The organism is Arthrobacter sp. Y3221160 (assembly GCF_059092585.1).
Genome location: NZ_JBNHHU010000001.1, coordinates 2,210,188 through 2,231,647 on the forward strand (window position 1 = coordinate 2,210,188; position 21,460 = coordinate 2,231,647).

Below are 21,460 nucleotides of genomic sequence, written 5' to 3' on the forward strand. Positions count from 1 at the left end.
CCGACCAGGATTCGGTCACGGCTTACCGCCGCGCGTGTCGGGAGCGGAGGTCGGCAGGCCCTTGGCATCCGGCGAGCCCGTCTCTGTCGGGGCCGGAGTTTCTTCTTCTTCTTCCGGCCCACTGGAGACAACGTAGCTGACGGTCGACCCGACCGGAACGTCACCGCCGTCGGGAGACAGGCTGAGCACGGTGCCAGGCTCTTCATCGCTCGGCTGCTCGCCCGACTTCTGCGGTACCAGGTTCAGTCCGATCAGGGCCTCGCGAACCCGCTGCTCGGACTGCCCGGCCAGACCGTTGGGAATGGTGACGGTTCCGGGGCCGGTGGAGTAGGTGACGGTGATTGCTTCGCCAACGACGACGGCGCCGGTCGGCGCGATGTCGATGACGGTATTCTCGGCTTCGCCGCTCTCCACCGGGTTGGGAACCACCTGGTAGCCCATGTTTTCGAGCTCGGCCCGGACCTCGCTGAAGGGTCGGCCCAGGAACGCATTCGCTGCCAGCTGGTTCGTCTCCGGCGTTGCCGTTTCGCGCGGTTCCTCGGTCTCTTCTTCCGTTGGCGTTGCGGAGGTGGTCTTCGGCGCCGCCCGTGTCGTCGAGCTCGATGCCGACGACGACGACTCCGCAACGCCGGTGGGGGTCAGCATGGGCAGCAGGATCGCGCCGGCCACGGCGAACAGAATCAACAGGATCAAACCGACCAGCGGCCAGGTCCAGGGACTGCGTTTCTTCTGCTGGCGGCGCGGTGTTTCTTCAGGCTCATCGCTGTCCAGATCCTGATCGGTCCAGTCCCGTTCGGCGCCGAGGCCCGCTGCTGCTGCTGCACCGCCGACGGCGGGCAGCTGGGAGGTCCCGGCGCTGACGGCGCGCGTCGGAGCGGTTCCGGGGGCGGGCACCGGAGCAGTCATCAAACCGGTGCTGTCGTCCCCACCGAACAGCAACATTCCCGGGACAGCTGCCTCGGCGGCACGGATATTGCCGGCACGGATGGCGTCGGCCGCCTCGGCGAGCTTTTCCGCGTTGGCCGGCCGGTCGGCCGGGTCCTTGGCCAGCATGGACATCAGCAGAGCGCGGACCGGCCGGGGCAGGGATTCGGGCAGTGGCGGGGGAGTGTCGTTGACCTGGGCCAGGGCAATGGCTATCTGCGATTCACCGGAGAAGGGCCGGGAACCGGAGAGGCACTCGTAGCCGATGACGCCGAGCGAATAGATGTCGCTTTGTCCGGTAGCAGTCTGTCCCGTCGCCTGCTCGGGCGCCAGATACTGGGCGGTGCCCATGACCTGCCCGGTCGCGGTCAGCGGAACCTGATCGGCCAGCCGCGCAATGCCGAAGTCGGTGATCTTGACCCGGCCCTCCGGCGTGATCAGCAGGTTTCCGGGCTTGACGTCGCGATGCACCAGGCCCTGGGCATGGGCGACGGCCAGCGCCTTGGCCGTCTGGGTGATGATCGACAGCGTCCGGTCGGGCGAGAGCACGCGCTCGCGCTCGATGATCGCCGAGAGCGGATGCCCGGGCACGAGTTCCATCACGAGGTAGGCGGATCCGGCCTCTTCGCCGTAATCAAAGACATTGGCAATACCGGTGTGGTTCAGCAGTGCGGTGTGCCGGGCCTCTGCGCGGAAGCGGTTGAGGAAGCCCGGGTCGCCCGTGTACTCCTCTTTGAGGACCTTGATGGCGACGATGCGGCCCAGGACCTGGTCCTGCGCCTTCCAGACCTCACCCATGCCGCCGATGGCGATACGTTCAGTGAGCTGGTACCTGCCGCCTAAGGTGATACCCGAGGTAGGTCTCACTTATTTAACACCGCCTCTAGGAGTTGCCGAGCACTTGGACTTGAGAGTGAAGAACCGGTCGTTACATCGACGTCCTCGAAGACGACGGATACGACGGCCTGGGGGTCATCCGCCGGTGCGAATCCGGTGAACCACGAGTTGTTTCCTGCTTCGCCGGCCAGCAGTTCTGCCGTACCGGTCTTGCCGGCCACCTCGACGCCCGGAATGGCGGCTCCGCCGCCGATGCCCCTGCTGACCACATTGACCATCCAGTCCTGAATCAGCCGGGCGTTGTCTGCGGAAAGGGAACGTTGCAGTTCCTGGGGTTTGGGGCTGTCCATGACGCGCAGGTCGGGCGCGCGCACGGTGCGCACGAGGTTCGGCTTCATCAAGACGCCGTCGTTGGCGATCGCACCGGTCATCATGGCCACCTGCAGGGGGGTCACGCGGACGTCGTACTGGCCGATGGCCGACTGGGCGAGCAGGTCATCGCTCATGCCGGTCGGGAACTGGCTCGCGGTGACGTGGGTGGGGATCTGGTAGGACTCGCCGAATCCGAACTTGGCGGCCTGTTCCGCAATGGCGTCTTCCCCCAGGTCCATGGCGATCTGCGCGAAGGGCGTGTTGCAGGATTGCTCCAGGGCAAAGGAGAAGCCGACGGTGGTCCGCGCCGCACAGCCGCCGTTAACGTAGTTCGGCAACTCGACGTTGGTGCCGGGAAGCGGCAGCGTCGGGGGATTGTCGAGCTTGCTGTCGGCGTCGTACTGGCCGGATTCCAGGGCGGCAGCCGTCACCGCGAGCTTGAACACGGAGCCCGGAGCCAACAGGCTCTCGGTGGCGGGGTTGGTGAACGGAGACAGGCCCGGCACCTTCTCCAATTCGGCCATGTTCTGCGTGACCTCTTCGGTGTTGTGCCCCGCCAGGTCATTCGGATCGAAGCTGGGCTTGGAGACCATCGCGAGGATGTTGCCGGTGTCCGGTTCCATCACCACGATCGAGCCCTTCACGCCGTCGGGAATCAGGTCCCAGGCCAACTGCTGCAGCTCGGCGTCCAGGGTCAGCTCCACCGAGGCGCCCTCGACCTGGCCGCCGGAGAACATCTGCACGATCTGTTCGTAGAAGAACTCGTCGCCGGAACCGGAGAGCTGATCGTTCATCGCAGACTCCATCTGGGTGGAGCCGTATACCAACGAGTAGAAACCGGTGATCGGCGCGTAGAGCGCGGGCTCGTTGTAGACGCGCTGGTAGGCGAACTCGTCGTCCGAGGGAACCGACTCGGCGATCGGCTCGCCGCCCACCAGGATGGCGCCCCGGTTCTTGTCGAAGTCTTTGTAGATGGTCCGGCTGTTCCACGGGTTGGCGTTGAGGTTTTCGGCCTCGAAGAATTGCACGACCGTGAGCGATCCAAACAGCAGCGCGAACATCGCGATGGCGACGATCCAGGTATTGCGGATGGCCTGGTTCATGGTTGGATCACCTCCGTGGATCCGGTGTTCCGTGCTTGGGTCTGGTTGCGTCGCGCCGGCCGGTCACCCGGCGGCCGCCGGCCGGCGGCCGGGCCAGTCAGGGCCGGACGGCGCGCGGCGTCGGAAATCAGCAGCAGCAGGGCGACGATCAGCCAGTTGGCCAGGAGGGAAGACCCTCCGGCGGCCAGGAAGGGTGTGGTCAGGCCGGTCAGCGGAATCAGGCGGGTGACGCCCCCGATCACCACGAAGCACTGCAGCGCCAGGGTGAAGGAGAGTCCCGTGGCCAGGAGCTTGCCGAAGGCGTCCCGGCTGCCCAGCGCCGCCCGGATGCCGCGGCTGACCAAGAGGATGTAGAGCATCACGATGGCGCTGAGTCCGATGAGCCCCAGCTCCTCGCCGAGTGCGGCGATGATCATGTCGCTGTTCGCGTAGGTCACCAGGTCCGGCCGGCCCTGCCCGAGTCCGGTGCCGGTCAGCGCGCCGCTGGCCAGGCCGAACAGCCCTTGGACGATCTGGTGGCTGCCGCCGATCCGGTTGTAAACCTCGGGGTCGAACGCGTTGATCCAGCCGTCGATACGTGCGGTGACGTGCGGGAACAGCTGGAAAGCCACGACGCCGCCCACGGCGATCATGAGCAGGCCGATCAGGACCCAGCTGACGCGGCTGGTGGCCACATAGATCATGGCCATGAACAGGCCAAAGAACAGGATCGAGGAACCCAAATCGCGCTGGAAGACCAGGACCCCGATGCTGACCAGCCAGGCCACCACCATGGGGCCCATGTCCTGCCAGCGGGGCAGCTGCAGCGGGCCGATCTTCTTGCCCGCGAGCAGGATGAGGTCGCGGTTCGTCGATAAATACCCGGCGAAGAATATAGCCAGGGTGATCTTCGCGATTTCGCCCGGCTGGAAGGTGGCGAACCCCAAGCTCACCCAAATCCGGGCGCCGTTGATTTCCATCCCGATGAACGGCAGCAGCGGAAGGATGAGCAGGATGGCGCTGGTGATCAACGATATGTAGGTAAAGCGGCGCAGGACGCGGTGGTCGGGCAGCAGCCAGATGACGGCGACCACGGCGGCGATGGCCACGCCGGTCCACAGGAGCTGGCGCCCCGCGGCGGAGTCGTTGTTGGCGATGTCCAGCCGGTGGATCATCGCCAGCCCCACCCCGTTAAGGGCGGTGACGATCGGAAGTATTACCGGGTCGGCATATTTGGCGCGAAGGCGCAGGACCACGTGTACGACGAGGACCAGCACCACCAAGGTGCCGCCCTGGGTGAAGAAGTCGCTGTCGAAGGCCCGGTCCTGGTCGAGCCCGACCAGCATGTTGGCTCCGATGCCGACGATCAAGGCCAGCAGGAGCAAAAGCAGTTCGGTGTTGCGCCGGGAACGCGGCACTGTCTGGATGTTACTCATGGCTTATCCACCTACACATTCCGGCGGCACGGTGGGCTGGGGGCTGGCAGCAGGCCCCGGCGTCGCCCCCGGCGAGGCGCTGGGCCGGTCCGTCGGAACGGTACTGGGGCTGGGTTCGGGTTCCGGACAGTTCAGCTGGCTGCTGATCCGCAACTGTTCCACGATCTCCTCGGCATGCCCGAGATCGCGGGCGGAAATGCTGGAATCCAGCCGCTGCTGTTGGTACGCGGGCAGGCTTTCCAGCGGGATGTTGTAGACCGTGTCCACGTGGGAAAGCGCGATCGGCCCGAAGTTCTGGGAGACGCCGTTGAAGATGGCCACCCGTCCGTCCGCCGAACCCACGAAATACTGGGTCTGCGTCCACAGGTAGCCGAACCACATGACCGCCACCAGCAGCAACGACATGACGGTCAGGAACGCCGGGATCAGCCAGGGCTTGCGGGCCGGGGCCGAGGTCTCGTTCTCGGGTGTTTCCGGTTCGTCCGGGGCCTTGTGGGTCAGCAATGCCGCCGCCCGGCGCTTGTTGGAGTGGGCCGTGACGATGGGAATCTGTCCGGTCTCGGTGGCCAATGCCGCGGCGCCCACCAGCACATGCGGGCGGGTCTCCAGCTCGCGGCGGATGGCATCGGCGCGGATCGCCTCGTGCGGCTGAAGCTGTTCGTCGTCGGCGCCCGCGGCCACCTGTGCCCCGAGGGAGGCTCCGTCGGCGGGCATCGCCGCGACAGGGGAGGCGGCGCCGTCGTGCTTCAAGGCCGATGCCTTCGGTCGTTCCGGGGCGAGGCCGAGGGAGGCGGTGTCAGCCGCCTCCGGCGCCGCTTCGGCGACTTCGATCATCACGATGGTCACGTTGTCCGGGGAACCGCCGTCAAGCGTCAGCTCCACCAGCTGATCGACGGCGTCCTGCAGGGTGGGCGCGTTGCGCACCACGGATTCCACCACACTGTCCGGCACGACGGCGTTGAGTCCATCGGAGCAGAGCAGCCATTTCTCCCCCGGCTCGGCCTGATGGCTGGCCAGGTCGAGTTCGGGACTGGCATCGACGTCGCCCAAGACGCGCATCAGCACGTTGCGGTGCGGGTGGATTTCGGCTTCCGCCGGAAGGAGCCGGCCTTCGTCGATGAGCCGCTGGACGAAAGTGTGGTCCACGCTGATCTGCTCGAAGATGCCGTTTTTCAGCCGATAGGCACGGGAATCGCCGATGTGGGCGAATTCGAGCTTGTCGTCATGCAGCAGCAAGGCGGTGACGGTGGTGCCCATGCCCGCCAGCTTGGGACTGGTCTGCACCAGCTCCGAAAGGATGGAATTGGCGGTCTGGATCTCGTCGGCCAGCACGTTGGCCGGGTCCTGATGGCCCGAGCGGTCCAGATGGACCAGGTCCAGCACCGTGGACGCCGAGGCCACGTCACCGCCGGCATGGCCGCCCATGCCGTCGGCCACCACGGCAAGATAACGCCCGGCGTAGGCGGAATCGTCGTTTTTAGACCGTGCCTTACCCACGTCAGACCGCGCCGCATAGCGCAGAACCAGAGCCACCGTCAGGGCCTCAACTCAATGACCGTCTTGCCGATCCGGATGGGAACGCCGGGATCAACGGGCAGCGCCCGCGTCAGCTGGTTCTCGGCCAGGTAGGTGCCGTTGGTGGAGCCGAGGTCCTCGATGAACCAGCGGCTGCCCTGCGGAAAGAGGCGGGCGTGCCGGCCGGAGGCGTAATCGTCCTCCAGCACCAGCGTTGCTTCCTGGGCCCGGCCCAACAGGATGGGGCTCGCGGCCAGTTCCAGCGAGTGGCCGGCCAGCGGCCCTTCCGTGACCACCAGGCGGCGCGGAGCCACCCGGGGGGCCGGAGCGTCCGCCAGGTCGGGATTCTTCCGGACTTCGCGCGCAGTGGGGGATCCGGTGCGGCTGCGCTTGCCGATCTGCAGGTCCCGCCGCAGTGCGGAGACGATGCTGATGATCATGATCCAGAGCAGGATCAGGAAACCGAACCGCAGCGCGGTGACGACAAGCTCGCCCATTAGGCCCCGCCGCCCCGTGTCGGCAGCAAGCGGAAGGTAATGCGGGTGCGGCCCATCGTGATGACGGAGCCGTCGGTGAGGTCAATCCGGCCGTCGATCTTCTGGCCATTGACATAGCTGCCGTTGGTGGAACCGAGATCCACGGCCACGGCCGACCCGCCGTCGGTGCGGATCTCCAGATGGCGCCGCGAGACCCCGGTGTCGTCCACCATGATGTCGGCCTCGGAGGAGCGTCCGAGCACGATGGACGGCGCGTTGAGCGAGTAGCGCTGCCCGTTGATTTCCAACACGGGCGTCAGCAGGGTGGGCTGGCGCGACGGCGCCGCGGGGGCACTGCGCTGCAGGGGCTGCGGCTGGTGGCCCTCGGACTTCACGACCGTGGCCTCGACTTCAAAGTCGCCGCCCTTGAGTGCGTCGTCCTTGGTGAAGGAAACGCGCACCGGGCCCTGCAGGGTGTACTTCTGGCTGTTGACGTGGCGGATGACCACGTCGCACAGTTCTTCGGCCAGGGTGGCGCCCCATTGTTCAGCCATCGCGTAGTCGGAATCGCCCAGCCTGACGTCGAAGACGTTGGGAGCCAACGTGCGGCCCTGGGCCAAGGTGATGGAACCGTTGTCCAGTTCGCGGCGCAGGCGGCTTGCGATCTCCACCGGCTGCACCTGGCCCTTGCCGCCGACAGAGAAGGCGCCGCGGACCATCTTCTCGATGCCGCGCTCCATACTGTCCAGAATGCCCATCGGGCCGCCTCCTCCCAGAGTTGTGGTCAGGTCTGCCCCCCGCTGCGACAGCGGACAGGGCACACCTGTCTGGCGATTCTTCCCTTCGATACTACTTGGGCGTGTCCCAAAAGGCCCCATTCGGCAACGATCGCCGCGGGCGCGGCGGCGCCGGGGCGTGGTGAAGCTCACCATCGCGGAATCACGACGGCGGGGCGTGCCGCCCGCGGCGCAGGCCCTCCGATCCCCGTCGTTGCGCGGTATCCAAGGGGGCCGGCGCCCCGATTGGGAATTTGGGACTGTTTCACGCTACTATTGATCTCGCTGTTCTTGAGGAAAGCGAACCGGGAAACCGGTTGGCACGCCGAGAGGGCAGGAACAATGCGCGCGAGTGGCGGAACGGCAGACGCGCTGGCTTCAGGTGCCAGTGTCCGAAAGGGCGTGGGGGTTCAAATCCCCCCTCGCGCACGCAGAGCAAGAGCCCCGGTCTTCGGACCGGGGCTCTTGGCGTTAACGGGCACCGGGCCCTCGCTGACCGCTTGGTTAGCGGGGGAGGGGGCCCGCCTCGCTCACCGCTTGATCAGAGAGGAGGGGGGCCCGCGGCGCGCTCAGCGGTTGCTGATCAGCCTTGCTTGCCGGCGGCCTTCACGCGCTGCTCCTCGGCACGCACGGCGGCGAACGAGGCGCGTTCCGCCACCAGCCATTCCGGCGGATCCTGCAGTAAAGCGGTGATTTCGGCCGTCGTCAGCGGCTCCGTGATGCCGCCGCGTGCCAGGCCGGAGATGGAGACGTTGAGTTTACGGGCCACCTCCGGCCGCGGATGCGGACCGTTGCGGCGCAGCTCCGCCAGCCATTCCGGCGGATCGGATTGCAGCTGGTTGAATTCCTCCCGCGAGATCAGGCTGTCCTGGAACTCCTGCGGGGCCGCGGGCAAGTAGATGCCCAGTTTCTTGGCGGCCGTGGCCGGTTTCATGGATTGTGCCGATTTCGCGCTCATAAGCCCAGCCTAGCCGCCCTGCGCTACGGTGATGAAGTGCAGGATGCAGACCAGGAGCCGACGACCACGGCCCAATTGGCCGGACTGAAGGTCGGCTATGTCCCGGGCGTGACACCGGGGAAGTGGACCCGCCGGTGGGCGGAGCGGCTGCCCGACGTCCCGCTGACCGCTTTCCAGTGCGGCGAGGAGGAGCAGACGGCCATCCTGCGCGACGGCCGGGCCGACCTGAGCTTCGTCCGGCTGCCCGTGGACCGCGAGGGGCTGAGCGTGATCCCGCTGTACGCGGAACTGCCCGTGGTGGTCGCGCCGAAGGAACACGATGTTGCCCTCTACGACGAAGAAGTCCCGTATCGGGAGATCGCGCACGAGAACTTCCTGGACCCCGGGGAAATGGGCGGCGCCAAGACCGGCATCGAGGTAGTGGCGTCCGGGGCGGGACTGATGATCCTGCCGATGTCCGTGGCCCGGCTCTACAACCGCAAGGACGTGGTGTACCGCACGGTCACCGATCACCCCGAGACACAGATCGGCCTCGCGTGGCTCACCGACCGGACCGAGGCCGCCATCGAGGAGTTCATCGGAATTGTCCGCGGCCGCACGGCGCGCAGTTCGCGCCAGCCCTCGGTGCAAGAACAACAGGGCAAGGGCAAGACCCGCAAGAACACGGGGAAGAACGACGGCGGAGGCTCCGGCGCGGGGAAGGGCACCGCTGCGGGAAAGGGCTCCGCACCGGGCCGGACGCCGGCATCGGGCAAGGGCGCGAACAAGCCGTCCGGCCAGGGCAAAGGCAGGCCGGGTGGCGGCCGCACCCCGAAGGGCCGCGGGCCGCGGCGGGGCCGCCGGTAGCAACTGCCCCTGCATGCCGCGATCGCCCCGCCGTTGGCTAGGCTTCAGATATGACCGTGAGCAGCCCTGACCATCTGGACGACACCGAACTCGCGGCCTGGCTGGTGCGCGCCGCCGGAACGCTGGCCAACGGCATGCGGTCGGGGGTGACCACGTTCGAGGAGAAGACCAGCATCTCCGACGTCGTCACCGCCGCCGACCACGCCGCGGAGAAACTGGTAGTGGATACGCTGCGCGAACTGCGGCCGGAGGACGCGATCCTGGGCGAGGAAGGCTCCAGCCACGAGGGAACCTCGGGCCGGACCTGGGTCATCGACCCGGTGGACGGCACCTACAACTTCTTCACCGGCGGGCACTACTGGTGCTCCGCGCTGGCGCTGACGGATGGGGCGGGAAGCCGGCTGGGGGCGGTCTACCACCCCGCCGAGGACGTCCTCTGGATCGGCGGACGCGACCTGCCCACCACCCGGAACGGCTTGCGCGTGGGCGAAATCGCCAGCGCTCCCTTGGCGGCCAGCTGCGCGGCGGCGTACCTGCATCACACGTATTTGCGCGACGACGCAGCGGGCGAGCCGTACCTGCGCGCCCTGCTCGGTTCGGCCACCTACCGTACCTGGGGGTCGGCGTCGTGTGAGCTGGCGGCAACCTCCGCCGGGATTTTCGGCGTCTGGTACCAACAGGGGCTGCCGGACTGGGACTGGCTTCCGGGCAAGACCCTGGTCGAAGCGGCCGGAGGTTCCACCGCCGTCCTGGAGGTCGACGGCTACCGCTGGTCGGTGGCCGGGGGACACCGGCAGGTGGCCGACGTGGTCGCCCTGCTGGGGGGATGACCACGTCCGATTCTGGGGGCCCGGCGTGGCATAGTGGGGCTGTGGAAAAGACCTACGAAACGATTCAGCTTGAATGCCTCGGCGAATTGGCCACCGTCGTCATCAACCGTCCCGAGTCGCTCAACTCCCTGAACACCCAGGTCGTGGCAGACCTGGCGCAGTTCGTCGCGGACATCCGTTCGCCGGAAGGCCGGGAAGTGCGCAGCATCCTGATCACGGGTGCCGGCGGGAAGGCCTTCGCCGCCGGAGCCGACATCCGGGAACTGGCCTCCATGGGGCCGGCCGAAGCGGAAGCACACAGCGCCGCCATGCAGGACCTGACCCGGTTGTTGGAGACTCTGGACCTTCCGGTGATCGCCTGCGTCAACGGGTTTGCGCTGGGCGGAGGCTTGGAATTGGCGTTGGCCTGCGATTTCATCTACGCGACGGCCAACGCGAAGTTCGGCCTGCCGGAAGTCGGCCTGGGCCTCATTCCGGGCTTCGGCGGGACGGTCCGGCTGCCGCAGCGGGTGGGCCCCGGAATGGCCAGGGAACTGATTTTCACGGGCCGCAGCATCGGCGCCGAGGAAGCCCTGCGGATCGGGCTGGCCAACGCCGTCTTCGCCAGCAAGGACGACATGCTCGACGCGGCCGCCGCCACCTGCCGGGAGATCTCCGCAAAGTCCCCCGCCGCCGTCGCAAACGCGAAACGAACGGTCGATGCGGCGCTGGGCCGTCCCACCGCCGACGGGCTGCAGGTGGAGCGCCGGGCCTTCGGGCAGGCCTTCACCACTGAAGACTCGCGCATCGGCCGGGATGCCTTCCTGGCCAAGGAGGCGCCCGCCTTCACCGGGCGCTGAAGGCGGGCGCGGGCAGGGAATTGATCAGCGACGGCGGTGCCACGCCGGATCGTACTGGGTGGCCAGCCGCGCCAGGGTCAGTCCCGCCAGCAGTAGGCCGACATCACGCAGCGCCACGTCGTAGAACCCCGACAGCGTCAGCAGGTTGACGATGATGCCTGCCAGCCAGAGGGAAACGATGTAGGCGCCGTACCGCGGCTTGAACCAGACCACGATGCCGGCGGCTATTTCCACCACGCCGACGATCAGCATGGCGGTGTGGGCGCTGAAGGGCAGCAGGTTAACGACCCAAGGGGCCAGATACTGTTCCCAGTCAGTGAGCAGGTTGAAGAACTTGTCCAGCCCCATCAAAATCGGCAGGACGGTGAAGCCCAGCCTGAGCATCCAGAAAGCACCGTAGGCGGGCTCGGTCCGGACCCGTTGCAGCGCAGGAGTGGTGGTTGCCATGGGAACCTCCGGTAAATTCTAAAAACCGAATAAGTAGTTTTAGAATGCTCCGCTGCGGCGGGAAAGTCAATGGCCGTGCTGTTGCCGCTCAGGATCCCACGATTCGGTCTGGGTCAGCCTCTTGACCAGGGCGGGGCTGCCGACACTGGTGAGGGCCGATCTTTCGCCCACGATGACCAGCAGGCTGCGCGCGCGGGAGAAGCCTGTATAGAGCATCTCGCGCGCCCGCTCGGGATCGCCGAAGCCGTTGACCGCCAGGACCACCACCGAGCGTTCGAGTCCCTTGAAGCCGAGCACGTCGCCGTAGAACACGTCGTCGTCGTCAAAAAAGGCGTCCCAGTATCCGCGCCAGCCCAGTGCGTCCACCGCTTGCTGATGGGCCGGATGCTTGCGCTTTGTGGTCAGCAGCGCCACCTGCTGCGGGGCCCAGCCTTCACGCTCGACCAGCTGCGCCACCGCATCGCCGGCCCGCTGGATGACGTTCCCGGCCGTCGCCTCCACCAGCCGGATGCGCGGGCCGGAGAGGCCCCGCGGAATCGCCAGCTCGGTGGACAGCGCGCCGCAGAGCGCCGCGATCTGCTTCGTATTCCGCAGGTTTTCATTCAGCACCAAGGGGGGCACTTCAATCGGCGGCCAGCCGTCGCGGCCGAAAAGGCGCTGGTCTTCGTCCATAAACACATACAGGCCGCCGGCAGCAGGTTCCTTCAGGCACTCCAAGACGGCCTCCCACCACAGCGTGCCAAAGTCCTGGCCCTCGTCGACGACGATTGCGTCGAAGAGTTCGCGGACCGGCTGGTTCTTGGCCAGCCGTTTGAGTGTCCGGGGGAGGTAGTGCTCGTAGTACTGGTTGGTGAGCAACCGGGGATCCAGCGGATGGTGCGCGGCCCAGCGGACCGGCAGGTCATAGAACATGCCCACGTGTGCCGGGCGTTCGGCCGGCTTCCACCCGGCCGTCTCGGTCTCGAAGTACCGGGCCAGGCCGCGGCTGGAGCACAGCAGCGCCACCCGCTTTCCGTCGCGGGCCAACCGCCGGGCCTGTTCCAACGCGAGCCAGGTCTTGCCCGTGCCCGCGCCGCCGATGACGCGTGCCCGCGGCTGGTCCTTCAGGACATCAAGGATCGCCGATTGGTCCCGCGTCATCTGCTCGGCGCGGCTTTCGTGCTCGGCCGCCGCCGAGAGCGCCCCGTCGCCCGGCCGGGGGCGCGTCAGCCATGCCACGATGCGGTCGGCGATATCCGGCGCGGTTTCGCCGTCCCCGTCGCCGCAGAAGTTGATGGCTTCCCTGACCGTGTCGTCCGGATACTTCAGGTCCTCGCTGCCGATCACCATGGAACGCCTGAGGCCGGGGATGTCCCAATGCCGCGGAAGCCGCGTCTCCGGAAAGGCCAGCAGGTGGGCGAAGCGGACCCTGCGGCTGAGCCCCAACTGGGAGCCGAGGTAGCGCTGGAGCATGTGCCGGGCGTCCTGGGCGTGGACCAATGGATCCTTGATGCGGTGCTGCCGGCCGTTGCCGGACTGGTACCACTGGCCCGCGTCGTAGCTGATCTGCCCGCCTTTGACCTCGATGGCCGCGATGCCGACGCCGGGCCAGACAACGAGCAGATCGATCCTCCGGGCGGCGCCGTTTTCGACGATGTCGACCGAATGCAGCAGGGCGGCGGACGGCGGCAGGGTACGCTTCAGCGCCTCCCAGACCTGCCGTTCGGCAGGCTGGTCCCGGCCGAACTCGGGCTGTTCCGGAAAACAGCGCGGCATACCGCCCCCTCAACTTCAACGCAGTGGTTTACCACACAGACTACCCAATGCAGGACATCGTCCCTTCTCGTCCCGGAACGCGGGCCCGGTTGCAGCCAACCCTCCCGCGTGTGGAGGCGTGGCCGTTCATTGCCGCGCCCCGGGCCGTTCTGTAGCGTTAACTGCAGGTGGCAACTCATGAAGGCGGTGCCTGCGGCGCCGTTCCGCGGCGGAATGAGGATGATCATGGCAACCATCGAAGAAACAGTCGAGATCTCGCTGCCCGCCGCAAAGGTTTATGACGAGTGGCTGCGCTTCGAGTACTTTCCCTCCTTCATGCACGGCGTGAAATCGGTGATCCGGACGTCCGACACCACGCACCATTGGGTCACGAAAGTCGGCGGCGTGCAGCGCGAATTCGATACGGCCGTGACCGAGGACGAGCCCGGAGAGCGGATCGTGTGGAGGAGCGAAGGCGGAATCAGGCACAGCGGCACCGTGACGTTCGGGAGCATCGATGCCGACACCACGTCGATGCACGTGCACCTCGATTGGGAGCCGCATTCCCTGCTGGAAAAGGCCGGTTCGGGACTGGGATCGGACCACCGGGAGGTGCGCAACGAGTTGTGGCGCTTCAAGACCTTCGTCGAGTCCGGAGGATCGGAAACGCACGAGCCGGGCAACCAGCAGTTCTACGGCGGAACCTTCGCCGGCGGATTTCCTCCGGCAGCCTCGGCCCAGCCGGACATCCCCCAGAACGAGGATGACAACGCCTACAACCGGGAGCCGGACGTCCGGGAGCCCGAGGACCGGGAGAACCGGAGGCGGGGTCCCGGCAGCTAATCTGCTACTCGGGGCCTGCGGCCGCTGTCAGGAACGGGCGCTGATCCGCTCCACGGAAGCCACGGCACGCTTCGACAGCTCCTCGGACAGCGGCGCGCTCTTGGCCGAGTCCGCCGCGTCGTTCTGGCCCTCGGGGCTCAGGACATACTGAGCGAACGCCTTGACCAGGTCCACCTTCTCCTGGTCCTCGTACGTGGTGCAGTAGATGTGGTAGGAGACCAGCATCAGCGGATAGGCGCCGGCGGCGGTAGTCGTCCGGTCCACTTCCAGGGCCAGGTCGTATTCCGGCCGCCCCTCGACGGGTGTGGCTTCGTCCAACGCCTTCGCTGCCGCTTCTGCGCTCACCGGGACATAGTCCTGGCCAACCTTGAGGTTAACCTTGCCCAGGGGATCCCCGACGGCGGAATCGTCCGCATAGGTAACGGCGCCCGCCGTGCCGGCGACCATGCTCACAACGCCCGTTGTACCCTGTGCGTTTTCCCCGGCGAATTCTCCGGGCCAGGTGTCGCTGGGCTCCGGCGTCCAGACCTCTGGGACCACGGCGTGCAGGTACTCGGTGAAGGTCTCGGTGGTGCCGGAGTCCTCGGAACGGTTGACGGGAGTGACCGCAAGATCGGGCAACTCCACGCCCGGGTTGTGCTCCGCGATGGCGGGGTCGTCCCAAGACCGGATTTCGCCCTGGAAGATCCTGGCAATGGTTTCGGCGTCCAGGTTCAGTTCGGTGATGCCCGGAAGGTTGAACGCCACGGTGATGGGGGAGATGTAGGACGGGACGTTGAAGGCGCCCTCGGGGCCGCACACCTTGCGCGACTGGTCAACTTCTTCGTCGTCCAGGTAGGCATCCGAGCCGGCGAACTCGACGGCGCCGGCCAGGAAGGCGGTGCGTCCTGCGCCGGAGCCGTCCGGCGAATACTGGACCTGCGCGTCGGAATGGAGCAGGCCGAAGCCGGCCACCCACGCGTCCATCGCCGCGTTCTGGGATGATGCTCCGGCCCCTGTCAGCGTGCCCGACAGGGAGGAGCCCTGCCGTGCGGCGGCTTCCTGGGCCGGACCCAGCGGGTAGTCGGAGCCGCAGGCGGCCAGGGACAAGGACATCAAGGCGGCGGTACCAAGGGCGGCCGCGCGGCGTTTCAACTGAGGCATCCGCACTAGACTACCGGTGCGGCGGCGTCAGTCCCAAGGGGGCTACCGTGCCTCGAGGTCCTTGACGGCGGGGCCTTCCAGCACCTTGCCGTCCGCGCTGAAGCGGGACCCGTGCAGGGGGCAGTCCCAGCTGCCCTCCGCGTCGTTCCAGGACAGCACGCCGCCCAGATGCGTGCAGACCGCGCTGACCCGGTATGTGGCGGAGTCCACGGTACAAATGCCCACCGGCCGCGAATTTTCCCGCACCACAGTGCCCTGACCCTCCGGCGGTGCCGCATGCGTGGTCCTGGTCAATCCGCCCAGCCAGCCGGACAGCAATTCCAACCCGACGGACAAATTGGTGCCGGCGGTGCTGGCGGCGTCCCGTCCGGAGATGCGTGACTTATAGAGGTCCTTGGCCCAATGATTGTCGCCGCCCAGGATGGAGGCCGACAGCGCCAGTGCCGCCGCCACCCCGTTGGTCATGCCCCACTTGTTGAATCCGGTGGCCACCATGATGCGCTTTTCCCCGGGCAGGATCGGACCCACGTACGGCACCGCACCGGCGGGTTCATAGTCCTGCGCAGACCAGGCATGCGTGGGCTCGGCACCCGGAAAGTGCTGTTGGGTCCAACGGAGCAGGTCATCGACCAGACCCCGGGTATGGCCGTGGCGGCCGACAACGTGGCCGTTGCCGCCGACCAGCAAGACCTCCCGGTCGCCGTGGCGCGCGGTCCGCAGCGAGCGGGTCGGCCCGTCGATGGACAAATACATCCCCGACGGGATGCGCCCGGGCACCGTCAAGGCGGCGGCGTAGGAACGCATTGGCTTGAGCACGCTGAAGTGTCCGCCGCGGTTGAGCATGGGCGTGCCGGTCGCCAGCACGAGGATGCCGGTCTTAATGTCGCCCAGCCCCGTGCGCACGGTAAGGTTTCGCGGCCCCGCCCCGGCACCGCCGTCGTCCGCGCGGCCGATGCCCGTGACCCGCATGCCCTCGAAGACCAGGCCTCCACGGCTGCGCAGTTCTGCAACGAGCGCCGCCAGGAGGTGCATCGGATGGATCTGGGCCTGGTCGGCCAACCGCAGCATCCCGGCGACCTCGAACGGCAGCTCGCCGGCACCGGAGACTTTTTCGACCGGCAGGCCGGCGGATTCGCTGGCGCGCTGCTCCGCCGCCAGGTCCTCGGCGCCCTCGGGGGTGGTGGCGTAGGTGAAGGCGTCCCGCCGGTCGTATCCCACCCGGTGTTCGTCGCAGTACCGCAGGATCCACGCCTGGGCTTCCCGCTGGGCGGCCACATAGGCCGCGGCGGTGCCGGAATCGTGATGGTTCGCGATGCGCGAAAGCTGGCTGCCCTGCAGCAGGGATACCTTGGCGGTCGTGTTGCCGGTAGTGGCGGCGCCGACCGACCGCGCCTCCGCCACGGCAACCCGGTGCCCGGCCCGCGCCAGCAGGACAGCAGTGGTGAGGCCGGTAAGCCCTGCTCCGGCGACGACCGAGTCGAACCCGGTTTGGCCGGAGTACGTGTCCACGGGAATCTGTTGGGCGGTATCGAGCCAGAGTGAGTGCATGACGCTGTCCTTTCGGCCGGATGGTAGTACACACCACACCCTGTCCCTGCTGGCGCGTCAAGACCCAAACTGCGGGTGCACCTGACAGGATGGAAGCGAGGACGACCGGCGGAAGGCGGAGGGCATGAAAACTGCGGTGCTGATGATCGACTTGCAGAACGCGTACTTCGAGGACCCTGCCTTGGCCAAGCGGCAGGAAGCCGTGGTGGAGTCAGCCAATCTGTTGATCAGGACCGCGACGGCGGCGCAGGTGCCGGTGCTGCTTGTTTACACGCAGCACCTCAGGGACCGTTCAACCTGGACCCTCAGCATGCTCGACGATGACCAGGGATTCCTGTTCGAGGGGACCGAGCAGGCCGAATTCCTGCCCGGGCTGCAAACAGAGGGCCTCGAGCGCATCGTCAAGACACGCGACAGCGCGTTTTTTGGTACGGGCCTGGCCGAGCGGCTGCGGGACGCCGGGGTGGAACGGCTGGTCCTGGCAGGCGTGGCGACCCACAACTGCGTGGCGCAGACGGCGGCCGATGCGTTCGCCCACAACTTCCGCGTGGTCTTCGCCAAGGACATGATTGCCTCGACCAATGAGGACTATGCCGGTTCCATGCTGCAGATCCTCAGCGATGAGTACCGCCAGCCCGTGCTGGGCCGCGGGGCGCTGGCCGAATTGCTGGCGGGCGCGCGCCAAGGGTGATCCAGCTGGAGGCTTACCCCTCCGAGAGCAGATGGCACCAGGAATCCGTCAGGGTTTCCAGGCACATCTCCCGATCCATGATCCAGCCCGTGCGGATCCACCGCTGCGAGAGGTATTCCAGCTGACCGAAGGCGAGGACGCAGCGGACCTGGCGGCTGGCCGGGTCGAACCGCCCCGACCGATCCAGCCCGGATGTCATGTCCGCCGCAACATCGCGGAACCAGTCCTCCATGACCTTTGCAACCTCGGGCTCGACCGGGGCCGCCTGATAGACGGCATGCAGATAGGGGCGGGTTGCTTCCCATTGGTCGAATTTCCGGCTGATCCAGGCGCGGATCAAGTCGCGGGTACCCAGTTCCACCACGGTGGATAGGGCCGGGTCGTCCACGCTGGTGAGAATGGAGTCCACCGTCTTCACCACGTCGCCCATCAGCTGCGCCTTCGACGCGAAGTGCAGGTAGAAGGTCGTCCTCGTGGTGCCTGCACGGGCGGCAATGTCGTCGATCGTGGTGGCCGCGTAGCCCTTGGACTCAAAGAGGTCCAGGCCCGTGTCCAAGAGAAGTTGCCTGGTCTGCTGTTTCTGAGCCTCGCGGAGTGTTGCCATGCCACACAGGATAGCCGGTGTCCGCGGCTCCTCCGGACCAGCCGAGCTGCCCTCCGGATTTCCCCGCCCCGGCTGTAACACTTCAGCCCGGCGGCTCTTGGAGCGGAAGCCCCCTCGAATGACACGTCGAATGTTCACTTGACACCGTGTATTTTGAATCACTACTGTTAGCCCCATCACGATGGGCCTGTCGCCTGCGTCACAGGGTGCCGTAGACAGCACAGAGCGTTGCGGCAGGGTCTCGTCTACTACCGGTTCCAGCGAGTGCGGACGAATGCGGCCGCCATGCCCGGACCGGTTCCGCCGAGCACCACCCGTTCACCACACCGCTCACACCATGACAAGGAAGTTCATATGAGCCAGGACCAGGGGACCCACACGTCATCGCCGCAGTCCGATCCGCCGCCCCAGACGCCGCACGTGCAGGTCACACCCGCGCGCACCAGGGGCACATTGGTCGCTGCATCATTGGCGGTCATGGTGGCGCAGATCGCCAACGCTCTGCCAGGCGCGCTCAATGGCGAATTCCAGGTCACCTTTAACACGTTCGGTTCCCAGCTGACCTGGATCACCGCCGCGTTCATGATTCCGGTGGTGGTTTTCGAGCTGACCTTCGGTGTGCTCGGTGACAAGTACGGCCACCGCAAGCTCGTCGTGGGCGGCGCCGTGCTGGTCATGATCGGCTCGCTGGTCTGCGCCATATCCCCGACGGTCCAGGCCATGTGGATTGGCTCCGCCCTTAACGGCCTGGGTGCGGGTGCGATTTTCCCCGCATCGTTGGCCCTGGTTGCTTCGGTGGCGCGCTCCATGCAGGAGCGCGTGCGAGGCATCGCCATCTGGGCAGGCTTCCTTTCGGCGGGTTCGGCCCTGTCGCCCTTGCTCGGCGGCGTATTTGCCGGCTTCGGCTGGTGGCGCGGGGCCTATGCGGTGGTGGTATTGACGGCCCTCGCCGCACTGCTGCTGACCGCCCTGCGCTCCGCCGAGGCCAAGGTGGCCCGTGAGCGCCGGATGGATATCTGGGGCCAAATCACCTTCGCACTGGGCCTGATCCTGGTTCTCTTCGGGCTGGTACAGGGTCCCGAAGACGGCTGGACCAGCGCCCACGTGGTAGCCGCCCTCGCCTCCGGTGTGGTGCTGTTGGCGATCTTTGTGGCCATCGAACTGCGAGTCGAGTCCCCGCTGCTGGAGCTGAGGCTGTTTCTGAACCGCCAGTTCGCCATCGCGTCGATCGTGGCCGTGGTCGGCATGTTCGCCTTCCTGGGTGCCTGCTTCTCCACAAGCATGTGGCTGGGGCCGGTTCAGCACCAGAACCCGCTGTACCTCGGCCTGCTGTTCCTGCTGCTGCAGGGGCCCGCCTTCGTGCTGATCCCCGTGCTGTCCCGGCTGCAGGCCCGCGTCTCATCCCGCTGGCTGATGACGTTCGGATTCCTGGCCATGGCTGCCGGCGCATTGATCAACTCCACTGCCGATGTCACCAGCCGCGACGTGACCGCTTTCATCCTGCCGTCCCTGCTGGTCGGACTTGGTTTCGCCTTCACGCTGAGCCCGATGACCGCTATTGCCGTTAACTCGGTGCCTCGGGAGATGACCGGCATGGCCAGCGCCACCACCAACCTCCTGCGCGACCTCGGGTTTGCGCTCGGACCGGTGCTGGTGGGCGCCATTGCCCTCTCCACCGCCGGCGGAAAACTCATGACCTCCCTGCAGACCTCCGGTTTGGCTCCGGACCAGTTGGGTCCGGCGATGGGCATTGCGGAAGCGGGCGGTCCGATCGCGCTCAACAGCATCCCCGAGGGCGTTCCCGGATCGGGCGGCAGCCAGTTCGCCCTCGAGGCCCTGGGCAGCGGATTCACGCAGGCCTTCCTGGTGGTTGCCATCGCGGCCCTGGCCGCGGCATTGCTCAGCTTCTTTGGGTTGCACGGCGTCAAGGAAACCGAACCGGAAGCAGCGGCACCGCGCACGGCCGCGTAGCATCCCGCAGCGCCGCGACCGAGACAGAGGAAGCCGGCCATCCCTTGGGGTGGCCGGCTTCCTCTGAGCGTGCGGGCGGGGCAACCGGGCCTTAGTGGCCGGTGTTCTCCTGCAGGCGCCGAACGAACGGTGCGCACCCGACGGCCACGAGGCCGAGGATGCCGCCGACCGTGAAGGCGACCCGGACGCCGTCAACCAGGGCGACGTTCGCCGCGATGCCGCCGGCGGCTGCCGCCGCCGTGCCGATGGTCATGGCGGCAACGAGAACCGCGGTACCCGCGGCGCCGGCCAACTGCTGCAGGGTATTCATGATCGCGCTGCCATGGCCGTACTGCTCACGCGGCAGGGCGCCCAGGGCCACGGTCATCAGCGGAGTCATCAGCATGGCCATGCCGACGCAGAACACAGTATGGAAGACGACGATCGTCGGCACCGGGGTATCAATATGGACGCTTCCCAACAGCCACTGCCCGCCGGCCAGCAGGAAGGCGCCGGGAATGACGATGGGCCTGGGGCCCACCTTGTCGTAAAGGCGGCCGACGAGCGGGGACACGATCCCTTGGATCAGGCCGCCGGGCAGGAGGGCCAGGCCGATGGTCAACGTGCTCAGGCCCATGCCGTTGTGCATGAAGATCGGCATCACCATGACCGTGCCCAGCATGGTGGCCATGGCGATCATCACGATGATGACCGAGATGCGGAAGTTGTGCACCTTGAACGGACGAAGGTCCAGCAGGTCCGACTCCGTCTTGCGCAGGGCACGCTGGCGCTGAATAAAAAGGACCAGCGCGACCGCGCCGACGACCAGTGCCACGCCCGGGGCCCAGGAACCTGCCATCAGGTCGGCGATCGAGGACAGCGCATAGACGATGCCGCCGAAGGCGAAGGCGGAGAGGATGACCGAGAGGACATCCAGCGGAGCCTTGCGCGTCTCCTTGCCGGTCTTGATGGCAATGACGCCGAAGAGGAAGACGATGATGGCCACCGGCACCATCAGGCCGAAGACCCAGCGCCACGTCAAGGAGTTGATGACGGCGCCGGAGAGGGTGGGGCCGATGGCCGGAGCCACGGAGATGACCACGGAGTTGAGGCCCATGACAGTGCCGCGGTGCCGGACCGGCACGGAGGTGAGCGTGGTGGTCATCAGCAGCGGCAGAATGATGGCCGTGCCGGCCGCTTGGATGATGCGCGCGATGAGCAGCACCGCGAACGTCGGGGCGATGGTCGCCAGCGCCGTGCCGAGGATGAAGAGCAGCATCGCACTGACGAAGAGGCTCTTCGTGGTGAACCGCTGAAGCATGAAGCCGGTGGTCGGAATGACGACGGCCATCGTGAGCATGAAGCCCGTGGTCAACCACTGCGCCGTGGTGGCCTGGACGCCCAGGTCCGCCATCAGGTCGGGCAGTGCGACCGTCAGCACGGTCTCGTTGAGGATCATGATCAGCGCTGACAGCACCAAGGCGGTGATCACGGCGGCGATGCGCTTGGGCGAGATCCTCTCGGGCTCCACGGCCTCTGCCGCCTCCACCTCTCCGGGCGGAATTTTCTCCTCTAGGACGTCTTTCATGGCCACCTTTTCTGTTTGTGG

General features: G+C 66.8%; 19 protein-coding genes and 1 tRNA gene. 7 read left to right on the plus strand and 13 right to left on the minus strand.

Annotation, left to right across the window (positions count from 1 at the left end; translation table 11 throughout):
- Positions 1-15: 15 nt before the first annotated feature.
- From AC5RWG_RS10325 to AC5RWG_RS10350, 6 genes are read right to left on the minus strand one after another with little or no spacing between them, the layout of a single operon-like run.
- Positions 16-1,791 (minus strand): protein kinase domain-containing protein, encoded by a 1,776-nt coding sequence (locus AC5RWG_RS10325; protein ID WP_494001216.1) that lies wholly within the window; start codon positions 1,789-1,791, stop codon positions 16-18.
- Positions 1,788-3,236: a peptidoglycan D,D-transpeptidase FtsI family protein gene (locus AC5RWG_RS10330; RefSeq protein ID WP_494001217.1), complete on the minus strand. Its 1,449-nt coding sequence runs from the start codon at positions 3,234-3,236 to the stop codon at positions 1,788-1,790. The genes AC5RWG_RS10325 and AC5RWG_RS10330 overlap by 4 nt, the downstream gene beginning before the upstream one ends.
- Entirely contained in the window at positions 3,233-4,651 is a 1,419-nt protein-coding gene (locus tag AC5RWG_RS10335; RefSeq protein ID WP_494001218.1) for an FtsW/RodA/SpoVE family cell cycle protein, read from the minus strand. The genes AC5RWG_RS10330 and AC5RWG_RS10335 overlap by 4 nt, the downstream gene beginning before the upstream one ends.
- A 3-nt stretch (positions 4,652-4,654) precedes the next feature.
- Positions 4,655-6,184: a PP2C family protein-serine/threonine phosphatase gene (locus AC5RWG_RS10340; protein WP_494024916.1), complete on the minus strand. Its 1,530-nt coding sequence runs from the start codon at positions 6,182-6,184 to the stop codon at positions 4,655-4,657.
- A gap of 2 nt (positions 6,185-6,186) precedes the next feature.
- Positions 6,187-6,663: an FHA domain-containing protein FhaB/FipA gene (locus tag AC5RWG_RS10345; RefSeq protein WP_493978260.1), complete on the minus strand. Its 477-nt coding sequence runs from the start codon at positions 6,661-6,663 to the stop codon at positions 6,187-6,189.
- Positions 6,663-7,400, minus strand: coding sequence for an FHA domain-containing protein (locus tag AC5RWG_RS10350; protein ID WP_494013421.1), 738 nt, complete (start codon positions 7,398-7,400; stop codon positions 6,663-6,665). The genes AC5RWG_RS10345 and AC5RWG_RS10350 overlap by 1 nt, the downstream gene beginning before the upstream one ends.
- A gap of 364 nt (positions 7,401-7,764) precedes the next feature.
- Here AC5RWG_RS10350 and AC5RWG_RS10355 point away from each other — a divergent pair.
- Positions 7,765-7,847: transfer RNA gene (locus AC5RWG_RS10355), tRNA-Leu, on the plus strand.
- Positions 7,848-8,001: 154 nt separating this feature from the next.
- Here the strand turns inward: AC5RWG_RS10355 and AC5RWG_RS10360 are convergent.
- Complete coding sequence (locus tag AC5RWG_RS10360; RefSeq protein ID WP_494001331.1) at positions 8,002-8,352, minus strand: DUF5997 family protein; 351 nt, start codon at positions 8,350-8,352, stop codon at positions 8,002-8,004.
- A 60-nt stretch (positions 8,353-8,412) separates the two neighbouring features.
- Between AC5RWG_RS10360 and AC5RWG_RS10365 the strand changes: the two genes are divergently transcribed.
- From AC5RWG_RS10365 to AC5RWG_RS10375, 3 genes are read left to right on the plus strand one after another with little or no spacing between them, the layout of a single operon-like run.
- Positions 8,413-9,222, plus strand: coding sequence for a LysR family substrate-binding domain-containing protein (locus AC5RWG_RS10365; protein ID WP_494001221.1), 810 nt, complete (start codon positions 8,413-8,415; stop codon positions 9,220-9,222).
- Between the two features lie 50 nt (positions 9,223-9,272).
- A complete protein-coding gene (locus AC5RWG_RS10370) occupies positions 9,273-10,052 on the plus strand; it encodes an inositol monophosphatase family protein (RefSeq protein ID WP_494109610.1) in 780 nt (259 codons plus the stop codon).
- Between the two features lie 41 nt (positions 10,053-10,093).
- Positions 10,094-10,891 carry an enoyl-CoA hydratase/isomerase family protein gene (locus AC5RWG_RS10375; protein WP_494109611.1) on the plus strand — a complete coding sequence of 266 codons (798 nt, stop codon included), beginning with the start codon at positions 10,094-10,096 and terminating at the stop codon, positions 10,889-10,891.
- Between the two features lie 24 nt (positions 10,892-10,915).
- Here the strand turns inward: AC5RWG_RS10375 and AC5RWG_RS10380 are convergent, their stop codons facing one another.
- Positions 10,916-11,338 carry a hypothetical protein gene (locus tag AC5RWG_RS10380; RefSeq protein ID WP_494166869.1) on the minus strand — a complete coding sequence of 141 codons (423 nt, stop codon included), beginning with the start codon at positions 11,336-11,338 and terminating at the stop codon, positions 10,916-10,918.
- A gap of 66 nt (positions 11,339-11,404) precedes the next feature.
- Positions 11,405-13,093: a nuclease-related domain-containing DEAD/DEAH box helicase gene (locus tag AC5RWG_RS10385; RefSeq protein ID WP_494109613.1), complete on the minus strand. Its 1,689-nt coding sequence runs from the start codon at positions 13,091-13,093 to the stop codon at positions 11,405-11,407.
- A 225-nt stretch (positions 13,094-13,318) separates the two neighbouring features.
- Here AC5RWG_RS10385 and AC5RWG_RS10390 point away from each other — a divergent pair, with 225 nt between their 5' ends.
- Entirely contained in the window at positions 13,319-13,915 is a 597-nt protein-coding gene (locus AC5RWG_RS10390; RefSeq protein WP_494001226.1) for an SRPBCC family protein, read from the plus strand.
- A 27-nt stretch (positions 13,916-13,942) separates the two neighbouring features.
- Here the strand turns inward: AC5RWG_RS10390 and pstS are convergent, their stop codons facing one another.
- Together pstS and AC5RWG_RS10400 are read right to left on the minus strand one after the other, a co-directional pair.
- On the minus strand, positions 13,943-15,058 hold the full coding sequence (pstS, locus tag AC5RWG_RS10395) for a phosphate ABC transporter substrate-binding protein PstS (RefSeq protein ID WP_494024911.1): 1,116 nt from the start codon (positions 15,056-15,058) through the stop codon (positions 13,943-13,945).
- Between the two features lie 42 nt (positions 15,059-15,100).
- Positions 15,101-16,606 (minus strand): FAD-dependent oxidoreductase, encoded by a 1,506-nt coding sequence (locus tag AC5RWG_RS10400; protein ID WP_494024910.1) that lies wholly within the window; start codon positions 16,604-16,606, stop codon positions 15,101-15,103.
- Positions 16,607-16,730: 124 nt separating this feature from the next.
- Between AC5RWG_RS10400 and AC5RWG_RS10405 the strand changes: the two genes are divergently transcribed.
- Positions 16,731-17,297, plus strand: coding sequence for a cysteine hydrolase family protein (locus AC5RWG_RS10405; RefSeq protein ID WP_494023956.1), 567 nt, complete (start codon positions 16,731-16,733; stop codon positions 17,295-17,297).
- A 13-nt stretch (positions 17,298-17,310) separates the two neighbouring features.
- Here the strand turns inward: AC5RWG_RS10405 and AC5RWG_RS10410 are convergent, their stop codons facing one another.
- The gene (locus AC5RWG_RS10410) at positions 17,311-17,901 is read right to left on the minus strand and encodes a TetR/AcrR family transcriptional regulator (protein WP_494001230.1); all 591 of its coding nucleotides are present in this window, start codon (positions 17,899-17,901) and stop codon (positions 17,311-17,313) included.
- 354 nt (positions 17,902-18,255) lie between these two features.
- Here AC5RWG_RS10410 and AC5RWG_RS10415 point away from each other — a divergent pair, with 354 nt between their 5' ends.
- Complete coding sequence (locus AC5RWG_RS10415; protein WP_494024909.1) at positions 18,256-19,872, plus strand: MFS transporter; 1,617 nt, start codon at positions 18,256-18,258, stop codon at positions 19,870-19,872.
- 91 nt (positions 19,873-19,963) lie between these two features.
- Here the strand turns inward: AC5RWG_RS10415 and AC5RWG_RS10420 are convergent, their stop codons facing one another.
- Positions 19,964-21,439 (minus strand): MDR family MFS transporter, encoded by a 1,476-nt coding sequence (locus tag AC5RWG_RS10420; protein WP_494024908.1) that lies wholly within the window; start codon positions 21,437-21,439, stop codon positions 19,964-19,966.
- Positions 21,440-21,460: the final 21 nt, after the last annotated feature.

Excerpts from the sequence above, each read along its gene's own strand:
- AC5RWG_RS10330 (WP_494001217.1), bottom strand. The coding sequence starts at position 3,236 with ATGAACCAGGCCATCCGCAATACCTGGATCGTCGCCATCGCGATGTTC.
- AC5RWG_RS10335 (WP_494001218.1), bottom strand. The coding sequence starts at position 4,651 with ATGAGTAACATCCAGACAGTGCCGCGTTCCCGGCGCAACACCGAACTG.
- AC5RWG_RS10345 (WP_493978260.1), bottom strand. The coding sequence starts at position 6,663 with ATGGGCGAGCTTGTCGTCACCGCGCTGCGGTTCGGTTTCCTGATCCTG.
- AC5RWG_RS10350 (WP_494013421.1), bottom strand. The coding sequence starts at position 7,400 with ATGGGCATTCTGGACAGTATGGAGCGCGGCATCGAGAAGATGGTCCGC.
- AC5RWG_RS10360 (WP_494001331.1), bottom strand. The coding sequence starts at position 8,352 with ATGAAACCGGCCACGGCCGCCAAGAAACTGGGCATCTACTTGCCCGCG.
- AC5RWG_RS10370 (WP_494109610.1), top strand. The coding sequence starts at position 9,273 with ATGACCGTGAGCAGCCCTGACCATCTGGACGACACCGAACTCGCGGCC.
- AC5RWG_RS10380 (WP_494166869.1), bottom strand. The coding sequence starts at position 11,338 with ATGGCAACCACCACTCCTGCGCTGCAACGGGTCCGGACCGAGCCCGCC.
- AC5RWG_RS10385 (WP_494109613.1), bottom strand. The coding sequence starts at position 13,093 with ATGCCGCGCTGTTTTCCGGAACAGCCCGAGTTCGGCCGGGACCAGCCT.
- AC5RWG_RS10390 (WP_494001226.1), top strand. The coding sequence starts at position 13,319 with ATGGCAACCATCGAAGAAACAGTCGAGATCTCGCTGCCCGCCGCAAAG.
- pstS (WP_494024911.1), bottom strand. The coding sequence starts at position 15,058 with ATGCCTCAGTTGAAACGCCGCGCGGCCGCCCTTGGTACCGCCGCCTTG.
- AC5RWG_RS10400 (WP_494024910.1), bottom strand. The coding sequence starts at position 16,606 with ATGCACTCACTCTGGCTCGATACCGCCCAACAGATTCCCGTGGACACG.
- AC5RWG_RS10405 (WP_494023956.1), top strand. The coding sequence starts at position 16,731 with ATGAAAACTGCGGTGCTGATGATCGACTTGCAGAACGCGTACTTCGAG.
- AC5RWG_RS10410 (WP_494001230.1), bottom strand. The coding sequence starts at position 17,901 with ATGGCAACACTCCGCGAGGCTCAGAAACAGCAGACCAGGCAACTTCTC.
- AC5RWG_RS10415 (WP_494024909.1), top strand. The coding sequence starts at position 18,256 with ATGAGCCAGGACCAGGGGACCCACACGTCATCGCCGCAGTCCGATCCG.
- AC5RWG_RS10420 (WP_494024908.1), bottom strand. The coding sequence starts at position 21,439 with ATGAAAGACGTCCTAGAGGAGAAAATTCCGCCCGGAGAGGTGGAGGCG.